At 64.7% G+C, this 15,359-nt stretch carries 12 protein-coding genes; 4 read left to right on the forward strand and 8 right to left on the reverse strand.

The features are described 5' to 3' along the window. Positions 1–44: 44 nt before the first annotated feature. A complete protein-coding gene (locus BLQ09_RS30065; RefSeq protein ID WP_092359674.1) occupies positions 45–1,214 on the reverse strand; it encodes a p-hydroxyphenylacetate 3-hydroxylase oxygenase component in 1,170 nt (389 codons plus the stop codon). Positions 1,215–1,476: 262 nt separating this feature from the next. Here BLQ09_RS30065 and BLQ09_RS30070 point away from each other — a divergent pair, with 262 nt between their 5' ends. The 3 genes from BLQ09_RS30070 to BLQ09_RS30080 all read left to right on the forward strand — a co-directional run bounded on the left by BLQ09_RS30070 (position 1,477) and on the right by BLQ09_RS30080 (position 5,143). Continuing rightward, positions 1,477–2,964, forward strand: coding sequence for an aldehyde dehydrogenase family protein (locus BLQ09_RS30070; RefSeq protein ID WP_092359676.1), 1,488 nt, complete (start codon positions 1,477–1,479; stop codon positions 2,962–2,964). 137 nt (positions 2,965–3,101) lie between these two features. After that, complete coding sequence (locus BLQ09_RS30075; RefSeq protein WP_092359678.1) at positions 3,102–4,163, forward strand: aromatic ring-hydroxylating oxygenase subunit alpha; 1,062 nt, start codon at positions 3,102–3,104, stop codon at positions 4,161–4,163. 29 nt (positions 4,164–4,192) lie between these two features. Beyond that, on the forward strand, positions 4,193–5,143 hold the full coding sequence (locus BLQ09_RS30080) for a PDR/VanB family oxidoreductase (protein ID WP_092359680.1): 951 nt from the start codon (positions 4,193–4,195) through the stop codon (positions 5,141–5,143). Positions 5,144–5,149: 6 nt separating this feature from the next. On the opposite strand, the gene BLQ09_RS30085 is transcribed toward BLQ09_RS30080, so the two are convergent. The 6 genes from BLQ09_RS30085 to BLQ09_RS30110 all read right to left on the reverse strand — a co-directional run bounded on the left by BLQ09_RS30085 (position 5,150) and on the right by BLQ09_RS30110 (position 13,232). Beyond that, entirely contained in the window at positions 5,150–5,863 is a 714-nt protein-coding gene (locus BLQ09_RS30085) for a GntR family transcriptional regulator (RefSeq protein WP_027603466.1), read from the reverse strand. 67 nt (positions 5,864–5,930) lie between these two features. Next, a complete protein-coding gene (locus BLQ09_RS30090) occupies positions 5,931–7,673 on the reverse strand; it encodes an acyl-CoA dehydrogenase (RefSeq protein WP_092359681.1) in 1,743 nt (580 codons plus the stop codon). Between the two features lie 28 nt (positions 7,674–7,701). After that, positions 7,702–8,943: a thiolase family protein gene (locus BLQ09_RS30095; RefSeq protein ID WP_092359684.1), complete on the reverse strand. Its 1,242-nt coding sequence runs from the start codon at positions 8,941–8,943 to the stop codon at positions 7,702–7,704. Further along, positions 8,940–10,814 (reverse strand): feruloyl-CoA synthase, encoded by a 1,875-nt coding sequence (locus tag BLQ09_RS30100; protein ID WP_092359686.1) that lies wholly within the window; start codon positions 10,812–10,814, stop codon positions 8,940–8,942. The genes BLQ09_RS30095 and BLQ09_RS30100 overlap by 4 nt, the downstream gene beginning before the upstream one ends. A 62-nt stretch (positions 10,815–10,876) precedes the next feature. Continuing rightward, the gene (locus tag BLQ09_RS30105) at positions 10,877–12,325 is read right to left on the reverse strand and encodes an aldehyde dehydrogenase (protein WP_027603462.1); all 1,449 of its coding nucleotides are present in this window, start codon (positions 12,323–12,325) and stop codon (positions 10,877–10,879) included. A 76-nt stretch (positions 12,326–12,401) separates the two neighbouring features. After that, entirely contained in the window at positions 12,402–13,232 is an 831-nt protein-coding gene (locus tag BLQ09_RS30110; RefSeq protein WP_010567568.1) for a p-hydroxycinnamoyl CoA hydratase/lyase, read from the reverse strand. A 213-nt stretch (positions 13,233–13,445) separates the two neighbouring features. Between BLQ09_RS30110 and BLQ09_RS30115 the strand changes: the two genes are divergently transcribed. Beyond that, positions 13,446–13,934, forward strand: a complete 489-nt coding sequence (locus BLQ09_RS30115; protein WP_027603461.1) for a MarR family winged helix-turn-helix transcriptional regulator — start codon at positions 13,446–13,448, stop codon at positions 13,932–13,934. Positions 13,935–13,939: 5 nt separating this feature from the next. On the opposite strand, the gene BLQ09_RS30120 is transcribed toward BLQ09_RS30115, so the two are convergent. Further along, entirely contained in the window at positions 13,940–15,265 is a 1,326-nt protein-coding gene (locus BLQ09_RS30120; protein WP_175472344.1) for an OprD family porin, read from the reverse strand. Positions 15,266–15,359: the final 94 nt, after the last annotated feature.

Genomic DNA, 15,359 nt, shown 5'->3' on the forward strand with positions numbered 1-15,359 from the left:
GGCTGCGTCAGGCGCAGCCCTGATTGTTGTTTTCAAAAGCAGCTTCAGATCATGCTCGGATCGGGCTCCAGGCCCATCAGCTCGCGGCCGAGGATCTGTGCACAGACGTCGTAGTCGGTGTAGGCATGGGCGCCGGTCATGTGCGAGTCGCGGAACAGGCGCTGCATCTCGTTGTGCTCGAACCAGGCGTTGCCGCCGGCGGCTTCGAACAGACGGTCCACCGCCTGGATGCACATCTTGGTCGCGTAGGCCTGGTTGGTGCGCCAGAACGCCAGGGTCTGGCGGCTGGGGTAGCGCTGCTGCTCACTGTGTTCAGCGTGTTCGTCCCAGGTTTTTTCGAGGAAGGCGCGCGCGGCGGCCACCTGGTGCGTCGACTCGGCCAGGCGCATCAACGCCGGGGTCGCGGCACCGACCGCCGCGCCGGTGTAGGCGCGCACGCGGGTCCTGGTCTTTTCGCGGAACACCTCGAGCATCCGCTCGGCGACGCCCAGGCTGACGGTGGAAAAACCGCTGGCAAAATACGGCCGGTACGGTGAGTAGAAAATCCTGCTGTCGGGGTACAGCCCGAAGCCGGCGGACTTGCCTTCCATCATGTCCTTGGCTTTCTGGATGCGGTGTTCCGGCACCCAGGCCTTGTCGATGATCAAGGTCTTGGTGCCGCTGCCCTTCATGCCGGCGGCAAACCAGTCATCGCGGATCTGGTAGTCACTGCGCGGCAGCACCGCGAAGCAGTAATCCTGGGAGCCCTGGGGGTTGTTGCGGCGGAAACCCACGATCGCCCACTCGGCGTGATCACAGCCGCTGCTCCAGCCCATTTCTCCGCTGAACAGCACGCCGCCCTCGACTTCCTCGGTGCGCCCGAACGGCGCGATGCTGCTGCTGGCCGTGGCATCCGGGTCAGTGCCCCAGACCTCCTGCTGCAGTTGGGCCGAGAACAGTGCCAATTGATGGCTGTGGGTACACAACAGGCTCATGGCCCAGGCCGTGCTGGCGCAGGCCCCCGCGAGCAAGGCGATGCAGTCGGCAAACTGCGGCAGCGACAACTCCATGCCGCCGAACACTTTCGGCTGAAACACACGGTGCATGCCGATGCTCTTGAGCAGCGCAATATTCTCGGCGGGCACCTGGCGGTCCTGCTCGGCCACGAAGGCATTGGCGGCGATGGTCGGCAGGATGGACTTGAGGTCTTCAAGGAGCGGGTTTGGCTTTTTCATGGATGGCCCTGCTTATTATTGGATGTCCGGGCAACGCCAGGAATCAAGGCGTGGCGCCGGATGCAGGGCCAGTATGGAGCGTGCCTTCCTGGCAGGACATGCACCTTCCAGAGTCAAGATTGTACTTTTCAAAGGCTCAGGCTGATCCGTCGTGCACAGGCGCTGGCAGCCACAGACATGCCACTGGGCAGCCACAGTCAAGCCCGTTCCGGCCACTGGGATTAACCTCGGGCTTTTCAATCTCTGCCACCAGGAAAAACCCATGAGCGATATTCCACTGCTGCCCCAGGTTGAAGCCTTCCTCCGTCGAACCCATACGTTGTTCATTGACGGTGGCTACGTCGAGAGCCATTCCAGCCAGCGGTTGGAGGTGATCAACCCGGCCACCGGCCAGGTCATCGCCGATGTCGCCGACGCCGACCCGGCCGACATTGACGCGGCCGTGGCGTCCGCGAGCCGAGGCTTCAAGCAGTGGTCGCAGGTCGCACCAGCGGTGCGCGGCAACGTGCTGTTCAAACTGGCCGACCTGCTGGAGCAACACCGCGAAGAACTGGCACAGATCGAAACCTGCCAGTCAGGCAAGATCATCCAGATTTCCCGCGCCTTCGAAGTCGACCAGGCCGCGCACTTCCTGCGTTACTACGCCGGCTGGGCCACCAAGATCAGCGGCCAGACCATCACCCCATCGTTGCCCTCCTTCGCCGGCGAGCACTACACCGCGTTCACCCTGCGCGAGCCGGTCGGAGTGGTGGTCGGCATCGTGCCGTGGAATTTCTCGACCATGATCGCCATCTGGAAACTCGCCTCGGCGCTGGTGACCGGTTGCAGCATCATCATCAAGCCCAGCGAGTTCACGCCGCTGACCATCCTGCGCATCGCCGAACTGGCGATTGCCGCCGGCCTTCCCGCCGGTGCGCTGAACGTCTTGACCGGCGGCGGCAGCGTCGGCAAAGGCCTGATCGAACACCCCGGCACCGACAAGGTGTCGTTCACCGGCTCCGTGCCGACCGGGATTGCGGTGGGCCAGAGTGCCATGGGCGCCGGGCTGACCCGCGCCACCCTTGAACTGGGCGGCAAGAACTCGGCCGGGTTCCTGCCCGATGTGGACCTGGACAAGGCCGTCAACGGCATCATCGAAGCAGGCTTTTTGCACTCCGGGCAAATCTGCGCCGCCGCCGAACGCTTCTTTGTGCATCGTTCACAGATCGAAACGGTGATGGGCAAACTGGCCCAGCGCCTGAGCACGCTGAACATCGGCTCGCCCCTGGATGAGCGCACCGAATTCGGCCCGGTCACCAACCGCCAGCACCAGCTCAAACTCGGCGAGTTCTTCGCCAAGGCCCGTGCCGAAAACAACCGCATCATTCACGGTGGCAACCTGATCGACCGGCCGGGCTGTTACGTCGAGCCGACGATCATCCTCGCCAACAGCGTCAACGACACCCTGCTCAACGAAGAGACCTTCGGCCCCATTGCCACGTTCTTGCCGTACGACAGCGAAGAAGAACTGCTGGCCTTGATGAACAACACCCCCTATGGCTTGAGCGCCAGCCTGTGGACCAACGACCTCAGCAAAGCCCTGCGCATGGTGCCCGCCATCGAGGCCGGCACGGTGTGGGTGAACATGCACACGATGCTGGACCCGGCGGTGCCGTTTGGCGGCAACAAGTCCTCGGGGATAGGCCGGGAGTTCGGCAGCGCCTTCATCGAGGACTACACCGAGTTGAAGTCAGTGATGATTCGCTACTGAATCCAACCAGTGGATCCATTGAAACGTAATCGTCCGATAATCGCCCAATAAAGCAACCACAATAGATTGACTCTCCATCAGGCCAGCCATTTAATGGATCCATTAAATAAAAACAATCCGCCGCCTGGAGAGTCATCATGTACCCCAAGAACACCTGGTATGTCGCCTGCACCCCCGATGAAATCGCACACAAGCCCCTGGGTCGACAGATCTGCGGCGAAAAGATGGTGTTTTATCGTGGCCAGGAAGGCGCCGTGGTGGCGGTCGAGGACTTCTGCCCCCATCGCGGCGCGCCGCTTTCACTGGGGTATGTCGAGAACGGCAATCTGGTCTGCGGCTACCACGGCCTGGTCATGGGCGGCGACGGCAAGACCGTGGAAATGCCCGGCCAGCGGGTACGTGGTTTTCCCTGCAACAAGACCTTTGCCGCCGTTGAACGCTACGGCTTCATCTGGGTATGGCCCGGCGATCAGGCCCAGGCCGACCCGGCGCTGATCCACCATCTGGAATGGGCCGAGAGTGACCAGTGGGCCTATGGCGGCGGGCTGTTCGATATCCAGTGCGACTACCGCCTGATGATCGACAACCTGATGGACCTGACCCACGAAACCTACGTGCACGCCTCCAGCATCGGCCAGAAGGAAATCGACGAAGCGCCGCCCGTGACCACGGTGGACGGCGATGAAGTGGTCACCGCCCGGCACATGGAAAACATCATGGCCCCGCCGTTCTGGCGCATGGCCCTGCGCGGCAATAACCTTGCCGATGACGTGCCGGTGGACCGCTGGCAGATCTGCCGCTTCACCCCGCCCAGCCATGTATTGATCGAAGTCGGCGTGGCCCACGCCGGCAAAGGTGGCTATAACGCCGCCCCCGAACACAAGGCTGCCAGCATCGTGGTCGACTTCATCACCCCGCAAACCGACACCTCGATCTGGTACTTCTGGGGCATGGCGCGCAACTTCAACCCCCACGACGAGGCGCTGACCGCAAGCATTCGCGAGGGCCAGGGCAAGATTTTCAGCGAGGACCTGGAGATGCTCGAACGCCAGCAACAGAACCTGCTGGCCCATCCGCAGCGCAACCTGCTCAAGTTGAATATCGACGCGGGTGGCGTGCAATCGCGCAAGATCCTGGAGCGACTAATTGCCAAGGAACGCGCCCTCGAACCGCAACTGATCGCCACCACCACCGCCTGAACAGCGCGACAACTTTGCGAGGACTGAACATGATCGATGTGGTGGTGGTATCCCGTAACAACGAAGCCCAGGACATTTGCAGCTATGAACTGGCCAGTGTCGATGGCCAGGCGCTGCCGGCCTTCAGTGCCGGCGCGCATATTGACGTGCACCTGCCCGATGGAGTGATCCGGCAATATTCCCTGTGCAATCACCCCGAAGAACGTCATCGCTACCTGATCGGCGTGCTCAAGGACCCGGCGTCCCGGGGTGGCTCGCGCAGCCTGCACGAGCAGGTTCACGAGGGCGCCCGCCTGACCATCAGCGCACCGCGCAACCTGTTTCCCCTGGCCGACAACGCGCGACGCAGCCTGCTGTTTGCCGGTGGCATCGGCATCACCCCGATCCTGTGCATGGCCGAGCGCCTGGCCCATGTAGGTGCCGACTTCGAGCTGCATTACTGCGCCCGCGCCCGTGAGCGTGCGGCGTTTGTGCAGCGGCTCGAGGCGTCGCCGTTTGCCGCGCGGGTGTTCCTGCATTTCGATGAGCAGCCCCACACCGCGCTGAACATCGCCGAAGTGCTGGCAGCGCCCGCCGATGACGTGCACCTGTATGTCTGCGGCCCCGGCGGGTTCATGCAGCATGTGCTCGACAGCGCACGCGCGCAGGGCTGGCAGGAAGACTGCCTGCACCGCGAATACTTCAGCGCGGCACCGGTGGACAGCAGCCTCGACGGCGGCTTTTCGGTGAAGCTCGGCAGCAGCGGCCAGGTCTTTGAAATTCCCGCCGACAAGACCGTGGTCCAGGTCCTGGAAAGCCACGGCATAGAGATTGCCGTGTCCTGCGAACAGGGGATTTGCGGCACCTGCCTGACCCGTGTGCTGGAGGGCATACCGGAGCACCGCGACCTGTTCCTCACCGAACAGGAACAGGCCCTGAATGACCAGTTCACCCCCTGCTGCTCGCGCTCGAAAACCCCGCTGCTGGTACTCGATATCTGACAGGGTTCACGACGCGGGCAAAATCACCTTCATGCGCGCGGCGGCGGTGGCTGAGCTGAAGATCTCGGCATAGCGCAACGTCGCATTGGCGTGTTCGCGCATGATGGCTTCGGCCCGCGCGCCCTGGCGATTGACCAGGGCATCGAAAACCGAATGATGCTGCATGTGGGCATAGTTGAAGCGTCGGTACTCGCGGGCCATGTCCTCGCGATCCACCGCCAGCGCGGTCACCGAGGCGAACGGCAGGTGATCATTGCGGGCCAGCGCGTCGGCGATGGCCGGGTTGTGGCTGCCTTCGACGATGACCTGGTGAAAGCGCATGTTCAGGTCGTGATAGACCTCAAGGTCATCCTCGGTCACGTAGCCCTTTTCGAACAGTTGATCGCCTTCCACCAGGCAGCGCTCCAGCGCCGCACGCGCCGCAGCGGACAAGCCCTGCTCGGCGGCTTGCCGTGCCGCCAGGCCTTCCAGGACGCCGCGCACTTCGACGGCGCCGGCAATGTCGCTGGGGCTGACCGAGCGCACCTGATAGCCACGCCCGCCAAACGGCACCAGCAGTCCTTCCTGCTCAAGGGTACGAAAGGCCATGCGCACCGGCATGCGCGACACGCCGAACAGCTGCGCCGTGGGAATCTCCATCAGCCGCTCGCCCGCCGCCAACTCCCCGCTGGCAATCATCTTGCGCAGTGCAACCAGCACCAATTGACCGGGTTTACTCATCCAGGCAACTTCCAGAAAACGTGAGCCGCCATGGTACCGCAAGTAGTACCGCAAGCACCTGGCCGCGTCAGATGAACGCCAGCGCTGCCCGTGCCCCGTCTATGGCGCCCAGGTGCTGCGCCAGCCGCGACGGCAGGTAATCGAAAAAGAACCCGGCGCTTTGCAGCTTGGCGGCACGCAGCGGATCGTCTTCGCGCAGGGCCCTGGAGACCCGCGCGGCCCGCGCCCAGGCAAAGGCCAGCAACGCCACGCCACAGAGCTGGAGGAAATCCGGCGCCGCCCGATAGGGGTATTCACTGTCCTCATGGGTGCGTTCACGGATGGCGTGCACCACACTGGCCAACGCGTCGCACAGGCTGGCCAACGCATCGGAAAAGCCTGCGCATTCCTCATACTGCGCGCCCTGCGCGGCCTCGGCGCGCAACTCGGCCAGCAGCAGGCCAAAGGCTCGGCCGTCATCCCCCAGCACCTTGCGCAGCAACAGGTCATTGGCCTGGATCTCGTTACTGCCCTCATAGATCATCGCGATACGGCTGTCCCGCAGGGTTTGTTCGATGGCGAACTCGGTGACGTAGCCGTAACCGCCGAACACCTGCAGCCCCTGGCTGGCCTGGCGAAAGCCCTGTTCGGTGAAAAACGCCTTGATGATGGGGGTCAGCAGCGGCGCCAACTGCGCCGCCGACGGGTCCTGGCCGTGCTCGGCCTGATCAAGCAGGTGCGCCGCCCAATAGCCGATGGCGCGCATGCCCTCGCTGGTGGTGCGCAGCTCCAGCAACACGCGGCGCATGGCCGGGTGATAACGGATCGGGTCAGCCGCCTGGGCCACCACCTCTTCCGGCCTTGACGGCGCACGCATCTGCAAGCGCTCGGCGGCGTACTGGCGAGCGTTCTGCCAGGCCGCCTCGACATGCCCCAGGCCTTGCAGGCCCACATGCAGGCGCGCCGAATTCATCATCACAAACATCGCCGCCAGGCCGCGATTGGGCTCGCCGACCAGCCAGCCCTGGGCGGCGTCGAACACCAGGGAGCAGGTGGCGCTGCCCTTGATGCCCATCTTGTGTTCGATGCCGTCGCAGTGCACGCCATTGGCCTGGCCATCGTCCAGCTGCTTGGGCACCAGGAACAGTGAAATGCCACGACTGCCCGGCGGCGCATCGGGCAGGCGCGCCAGCACCAGGTGCAGGATATTCGCCGTGAGGTCGTGCTCGCCGCCGGAGATAAACAGCTTGCTGCCGCTGAGGCGATAACTGCCATCCGCCTGGGGCTGCGCGCGACAACGCAGCAAGCCGACATCGCTGCCGGCCTGGGGCTCGGTCAGGCACATGGTGGGCAAGGCCTGGCCGCTGACGATGTCGGGCAGGTAGCGCGCCTGCAACCATGGGGCGGCGTGGGCCTTGAGACACAGGTAGGCACCGTGGGCGATCCCGGTGTACATGGCCCAGGCGTGGTTGCTGGCATAGAGCATCTCTTGCAGCGCCGCATCGAGCAGTTGCGGCAAGCCCTGCCCGCCCTGCTCCTCGGCACACGCCAGCGCCGGCCAGCCCCCCTCGACATAGGCGCGATAGGCCTCGACGAAGCCGTCCGGGGTGCTGACCCGGCCCGCCTGCCAGCGGCAGCCCTGGCGATCACCGCTGCTATTCAACGGCGCCAGCACGCCCTGGCTGAAGCGTGCCGCCTCCTCCAGCACCTGTAGCGCCAGCGGCAGGTCCAGGGCCGCGAATGCCGGGTGGCGCTGCCAGGTATCGGGCGCCTGCAGCCAGTGTTCCAGGACAAATTGCATATCGCCCAGGGGCGCCTCATAGCTCCACATCGGGACACCTCATCGACTAAAAAAACCATCAAGCGCGGTAGACAGGGTTCTCGATCAGCAACGCCATGCCCTGCCCGCCGCCCACGCACGCCGCAGCAATCCCGTAGCGCAGGTTGTGCTGGCGCAGTTGCCGGGCCAGGGTCATCACCAGGCGCAGGCCGGTGGCGGCCAGGGGATGCCCCAGGGCAAGGGAGCCGCCCTCGACGTTGAGGCGGCTGCTGTCCAGCTCCAGTTCATGGGCAACCGCCAGTACCTGGGCGGCCTGGGCTTCGTTGATTTCGAAGCGGCCGATGTCGCCCAGGTTCAAGCCGCTGCGTTGCAGCAGCAGGCGGATCGCCGGTGCCGGGCCGATGCCCATGAACTCGGGGGCCACACCGACCACCGCGCTGGCCAGCAGCCGCGCCAGGGCCGGGCGCGTGCAGGCCGAGGCACGCCCCACCAAAGCCGCCGCCGCGCCATCGACCACCGCGCAACTGTTGCCGGCGGTTTGCACGCCGCCTGGATGCACGGCGCGCAAGCGCGTCAGGGCTTCAAGGTCAGTGGGTCGTGGGTGGCTGTCGGCGCTGACGGCACAGGCCCGGCGCGCGAGGCTGATGCCCCTGGGCTGGTACCCGTCAAGCTCGAACACCTGGTTATCGACCGTGACGATTTCTTCCGCCCACGCGCCGTCACGTTGCGCCTGCAAGGCACGCTGGTGGCTGTCGCAGGCGTAGCGGTCCACGGCCTTGCGGCTCAGGCCATAACGGCGCGCCAGGTTTTCGGCGGTGGCGATCATGTCCAGGCCGGGGGCCGGGTCGTACAGGGCCTCCCAGAGAAAATCCTTGAATTGCACCTCGCCGCCGAGGCGAAACCCATCCCGATGGGTGTAGGCCGCAATCGGGTTGCGCGACATGGATTCACTGGCCACGCACAGCGCCAGTTGCACCTCGTCGCGCAGTTGTTCAGCGGCCTGGCGCAGCAGCTCGAAACCGGTGGCGCAGATGCGCTGCACCCCCAGTGCCGGGACTGCTTGCGCCACCCCGCTGTACAGGCCGATATGCCGGGGCAGCAAGTAGGCATCGAAACTGGCCTGGGCCATGGAGCCGGCCAGCACGCTGTCCACCGCCAGGGGGTCGATGCCGGCCCGGGCCAGCACTTCGCGGCCGACCTTGATTCCCAAATCGATAGGCGACACCTGGGACAGTGCACCGCCAAGGTCGACCCACGGCGTGCGCACCGCCGCGAAAATCGCCGCATCGGCAAACGCCGAGTACTGCCCGGCGCAGTTCAAGGCTTGGGCCCGGCGCGCAGGATCGCAGGGTCTTCACCGCGATACAGCGCCTCGACCCTGGCCGCGCGCCATTGCAGCACGGCGCGCTGGTTGACCGAACCCTTGTCGGTGATTTCCCCGCGATCGATGGACGCTGGCTCGTCGAGCAGGGCAATCCATTCCAGGCGACTGGCATTGCCGGTGGCCTCGCGGTTGAGGCGCTGCAACCAGTCGCCGAACCACTGGCGTACCGGTGCGCTGCCCAGCACCTCAGCGTCGCTGGCGTCGGCGCTCAAGCCGGCCAGCCGACGGCACTCGTAGAGCCGGGGGAACACCAGCGCTCCCAGGCATTCACGGTCCGGCGCGGCAATCACCAGGTCCTGCACATAGGGGGAGCCGTCGAGCACCGCGCGATTGCGCAACGGGCCGACACTGACAAACACCCCCGAAGACAATTTGAAATCCTCGGCGATGCGCCCGTCGAACATCAGCCCCAGTTGCGGCTGGTGCGGGTCGGCGAGCTTGATCGCGTCACCTGAACAGTAGAAACCCTGGTCGTCGAACACCTCGGCGGTTTGCTCCGGCGCCCGCCAGTACCCCGGCATGATGTGCGGCCCGCGAAAGCGCCCTTCGAACTTGCCGTCCAACGGCACCAGGCGCACCTCGCAGCCGGGCGCAGGCAAGCCGATATAGCCGGCCATGGACAACGGCCCGGTGGTGAAGGTGCAGGACGGCGCGGCTTCGGTCATGCCCAGCCCGGCCATCATGCGGATGCGTTCACCGCAGTGCTGTTCGGCCACGCGGTCGAGGCGATCCCAGATACTTTGCGACAGGCCGGCGGCGGCGAAGAAGAACAGTTTCATCCGCGCAAAAAAGCGTTCACGCAACTCGGCGTCCTGTTCCAGGGCGTTGACCAGTTCTTCCCAGCCCTTGGGCACCGTCAGGTAGGCCGTGGGCGAGACTTCCTTGAGGTTGCGCAGGGTCTCGGCAAAGCCCTGGGCGGTCGGCTTGCCGTCGTCGAGGTAAAAGGTGCCGCCGTTGTAGAGCACGATGCCGACGTTATGGCTGCCACCGAAGGTGTGGTTCCACGGCAGCCAGTCCACCAGCACCGGCGGTTCCTCACCGAACACCGGGAACGTCTGCAGCAGCATTTGCTGGTTGGCACAAAGCATGCGCTGGGTGGTGATCACCGCCTTGGGCAACTTGGTCGAACCCGAGGTGAACAGGAACTTGGCGATGCTGTCGGGGCCGGTGGCCTGGAACGCCGCGTCGGCCTCGGCGCCGCCCGGCGTTTGCAGCAGGCTGGCGAAGCTGGCCTGAGTGCGCCCAGGCACGTGGCCGCGCACGCTGATCAGCGGGGTCTCGGCCGGCAGGACGGCGTCGATGGCACGCTGGTAAGCCGCCGCATCGCTGACGAACACCAGCCCCGGTTGCAGCAGGTTGCACACATGCCGCAGCTTGGCGAAATCCTGGGACAACAACGAATACGCCGGCGACACCGGGCAATAGGGAATGCCGGCGTACATCGCGCCGAGGGCGACCTGCAAATGCTCGATGTCGTTGCCCGACAGCAAGGCCAGCGGCTTATCCGCCGACAACCCGTAACGCAACAGGCCCTGGGCAATCGCACGCACGCTGTCGAGCATCTCGCGGTAGCTGACCCGGCGCCAATCACCACCGGCCTGGCGGGCCGCGATAAACGTCTGCTCGGGGCGCACCCGGGCCCAATGCACCAGGCGATCGAGCAGGCGCGCCGGCAACTCGGCCAGGGGCTCCAGGGAGCGCATATGCAGCACGCCGTGTTCTTCAGTGACCGCCACCGCTGCGTGGCCGATGGAGACCTCGCGGTATCGCGGTGCGGGCTGGGGTTGCGGTCTGAATTCGGAACTCACAAGGGTGTCCTCCAGCAAGGCGGGTCAACGCCGCCTTGTTATTGTTATGTCGCGACGCCTGCTCAGATCGGGTAATGCCGTGGCCCGTTCTGCAAGGTCACCCAGCGCAATTGCGTGAAGTGCTCGATCGAGGCCTTGCCGCCGAAGCTGCCGTAGCCGCTGGACTTGACCCCGCCAAACGGCATCTGCGCCTCGTCATGCACGGTCGGGCCGTTGATATGGCAAATGCCCGACTCGACACGCTGGGCCAGGGCCAGTGCACGCCCGGTGTCACGGCTGAAGATCGCCGCCGAGAGGCCGAACTCGGAGTCGTTGGCCAGGCGCAACAAGGCTTCATCCCCGTCACCGCGCAGCAGTACCGCCACCGGACCGAAGGATTCTTCGCGGTACAGGCGCATATGCTCGGTAACGCCATCGATCAGGGTCGGCTGCAGGATGCTGCCGTCCAGTTGGCCACCCACCACCAGCCGCGCGCCCTTGGCGAGGGCATCGTCGATCAGGGCCTTGATGCGTGTGCCGGCGCCGGCGTCCACCAGGGAACCCAGAACCGAATCCGCTGCAATGGGATCGCCTGCGCGCAGGGTCGCGACCTTGGCCGCCAGCTTGGCGGTGAACGCATCGGCGACCTTGGCATCGACAATCAGGCGCTCGGTGGACATGCAAATCTGGCCCTGGTTGAAATAGGCGCCAAAGGCCGCCGCTGCCACCGCCGCGTCGAGGTCGGCGTCGTCGAGCACCAGCAACGGCGCCTTGCCGCCCAGTTCCAGCAAGGCCGGCTTGAGGTGACGCGCCGAGAGTTCGCCGACAATCCGCCCCACATGGGTCGAGCCGGTGAAGTTGACCCGGCGCACGGCCGGGTTGGCGATCAGCCGCTCGACAATCGCAGCGGCATCCGCCGGGGCATTGCTGATGACATTGACCACGCCATCGCCCAGGCCGGCGTCCTGCAACACCTGGCCAATCAGGCGGTGCACCGCAGGGCTCAGCTCCGAGGCCTTGAGCACCACGGTATTGCCGCAGGCCAACGGCATGGCGATGGCGCGGGTGGCGAGGATCACCGGGGCATTCCACGGCGCGATGCCCAGTACCACGCCGCAAGGCTGACGCAAGGCCATGGCGAAACTGCCGGGGACATCGGAGGGGATCACTTCACCGGTGATCTGGGTGGTCATCGACGCCGCTTCGCGCAGCATATTGGCCGCCAGGCGCACGTTGAAGCCATACCAGTTGGCCATGGCGCCGGTCTCGCCGGCGGCGGCAATGAATTCGGCGCTGCGCGCCTGCAATTGCTCGGCGGCATTGAGCAGGCGGGTGCGGCGTTCGTTGGGTGCCAGCGCCGCCCACGCGGGGAACGCGGCGTGGGCGGCCGCTACGGCGGCGTCGGCATCTTCCAGGGTGGCGGCGGCCACCCGCGAGACCACTTCACCGGTCACCGGGTTGCGGCGCTCGAAGGTTCGACCGTCACGGGCGGGGCACGACTGGCCGCCGATCAACAGGGGCACGTCCAGCATGGTGATTCCTCTTTATTGTCTTTATCGGGAATACGTTCAAGCAGGGTACAACGGCGCGGCCAGGCGGCCGCGCCCTTCAGCGTTTATACGCCTGCAGGCCAGGCTTGATGCTCTTGTCGTCGAGGAACTGCTTCATGCCCTGCTCGCGACCGCCTTCGGTGTCGAGCAGGCGCGACTGATCGAGCTTGGCGTAGAGGTAATCCTCGTTCTGCTCCCAGGTCAATTCGCGGCAGCGCTTGAAGCCATGCTTGGCGGCACGCAGCACCACCGGGTTTTTCTCCAGCAGGTTGCGCGCCAGTTCAATGGTCACTTCGCGCAGTTGAGCCAGCGGCACGCTTTCGTTGACCAGGCCCATTTCGGCGGCTTTCTGCCCGCCAAAGGTCTTGCCGGTCATGATGTAGTACAGCGATTGGCGATGGCCCACGGTGTCGGCCATGGCCTTGCTCACCAGGTTGCCCGGCGGGATGCCCCAGTTGATTTCCGAAAGGCCGAAGGTCGCTTCGTCCGCACAGATCGCCAGGTCGCAGGCCACCAGCGGGCTGAAGCCACCGCCGAAGCACCAGCCATTGACCATGGCGATGGTCGGCTTGGCGTACATGCGCAGCAGTTTCCATTGCCATTGCGAGGCTTCGCGACGGATTTTTTCCTGGAGGATTTCCGGGCCGGCGTCCACTTCGCGGAAGTATTCCTTGAGGTCCATGCCGGCGGTCCAGGCTTCGCCCGCGCCAGTCAGCACCAGCACGCCGGCGGCAGGGTCCTGCTCGAGGGTTTCGAGGACGTCGATCATTTCCCGGTTCAGGGTCGGGCTCATGGCGTTGCGTTTTTCCGGACGATTGAGAATGACCCAGGCGATGCCTTCTTCGATCTCAACCTTGACGGTGGTCCAACGGCCTTCGTAATTGCTCATGGCGGTACGCTCTTGTTCTGGGTTTGAAGATGATTCGAAATTAAACCGCAAATATAGTTATGTCAATTAACTATTAATCCGGATAACCAATATTTTTACGCGATGAAACCTGCGTTTTCCAGGCGTTGTGAAAAGCCGGCATAGCCATGGCGCGCCAACCCCGGCAAACTAGATAGCCTTCTTAACCTCCACCTTCTGAGGATTGCACTGCCAATGGCCAAGCCTTCCACCATCGCCGCCGCCAGCCAGGCCCTGCCCGACAACGACGAGGTACGGCCGCCGCTGGATTCAGCCCTGGACGATCTGATCGGCTACGCCATGCGCCGCGCCCAGCTCAAGCTGTTCCAGAACCTGATCGGCCGGCTGTCGGACCACGACCTGCGCCCTGCACAGTTCTCGGCCCTGGCGATCATCGAGCAGAACCCCGGGCTGATGCAGGCCGACCTGGCCCGCGCCCTGGCCATCGAGCCGCCCCAGGTAGTGCCGTTGCTGAACAAGCTGGAAAGCCGCGCCCTCGCCGTGCGGGTGCGCTGCAAGCCGGACAAGCGCTCCTACGGGATCTTCCTCAGCAAGAGCGGCGAAATCCTGCTCAAGGAACTCAAGGCCATCGCCGCCCAGAGTGACCTGGACGCCACGGCCGCCCTTGACGCCCAGGAACGCGAAGAGCTGCTGCGCCTGCTGAAGAAGGTCTATCAGGACTGAGCGGCCTACCAGAGCGCCACGGTGTAGAGGACCAGGAAACGGGTCTGGTTTTCATCGCGAAACGCCGCGCCGCTCGGGAAGTCATTGCGGTAGATCGACTTGCGCGCCATGAACCCGACGTTCTTCAGCGGGCCGTCCTGGATCACATACCCCAACTCCATCTGGAACTCGCGCTCCTTGCGGTCCTCGGCATTGAAAGCGGCCAGTTCGATGTTGTCGCCGCGCACATAGCGCAGCCGACTCTTGAGCCCCGGCACACCCGCTGCGGCGAAGTCGTAGTCATAGATGGCTTGCCAGGTGCGCTCCTTGGCGTTAAGAAAGTCCGAGCTCATGGTCAACTCGCTCATGCCCATCAACTCGGTGCCGGAGATATAGGGTGTGGCCGTCTCCCCGCTTGAGTGCATGTAGCCAAGGCTGACGCGATGGCCGCCGAGGCGGTAGCCGAACAGCGCCGAGAGGTTGCGGTTATCCACCTTGCCCGCCTTGGCACTGCCATCCTCGCGGCTGAAAAAACTGCGCAGGTCGCTGGTGAGCACGCCATCGCCCAACGGCAGGTTGTGCAACAGCGCCAGGGTGTCCTGCTGGTAGAGGTCGGCGACCTGGGAGTGATAGAGGCGCAGGCTGAGGTCTTTGTTGACCTGATAGTCCCCGCCCATATACGCCAGGTGCGACGTGGTGGCGGTGGCGTTGAAACGCCGGTTGGGCGAAGCGATGGTCATGGCCTGGTAGTCGGTGGAGTCGCGCTTGTTGATGCGGTCGATGTAGCCGGTGTTGAAGGTCAGGCCATCGATGTCCTTGGAGCTCAAGGTGGTGCCGCGAAAGGTTTGCGGCAACAGGCGCGACGGGCTGGCAAAGGCGAACGGCAGGAAGATCGACACATCGCCGGCCTTCACCGTGGTTTGCGCAAACCGCAGCTTGGCAGTCGGGGCCAGGCGCGAGTACTCATCGGCGGCGCGCTTGTCGCTGGCCGACACCGGCAGCAACTCGGTGCCGCTGCGGTCCGGCGACGAGTCGAGCTTGACCCCCATCAGCCCGCGCACATCCAGGCCGAAGCCCACCGGGCCCGAGGTGTAGCCCGATTCCAGGTTGAGGATGAACGCCTGGGCCCATTCCCGCGCGGCGGTCTTCGCTCCGTCGTCCTTGTAGTCGCGGTCCAGGTAGTAATTGCGCAAGGTCAAGGTGCCGTGGCTGTCGTCGATAAAGCCCGCGGCCCATAGCGAAGTGGGCAACACGCTCAAGGCCAGGCATGCCATGAGCAGGCGTGGGGTATTGTTCGACACACAGGCGACGGGCGCCGCTGCAACGGCGTGCTCCATAGGGAGTTCTGGCATGTTCGATGTCCATTTTTTGTTGTTGTTTTTGGGGTGGCACACGCTCGGCCCGGTCGGCTTCGCGAGCCAAGAATGGAAACAGCCGGCGGTGCCC

It is taken from the genome of Pseudomonas sp. NFACC25 (assembly GCF_900100935.1).
Taxonomy (GTDB): domain Bacteria; phylum Pseudomonadota; class Gammaproteobacteria; order Pseudomonadales; family Pseudomonadaceae; genus Aquipseudomonas; species Aquipseudomonas marginalis.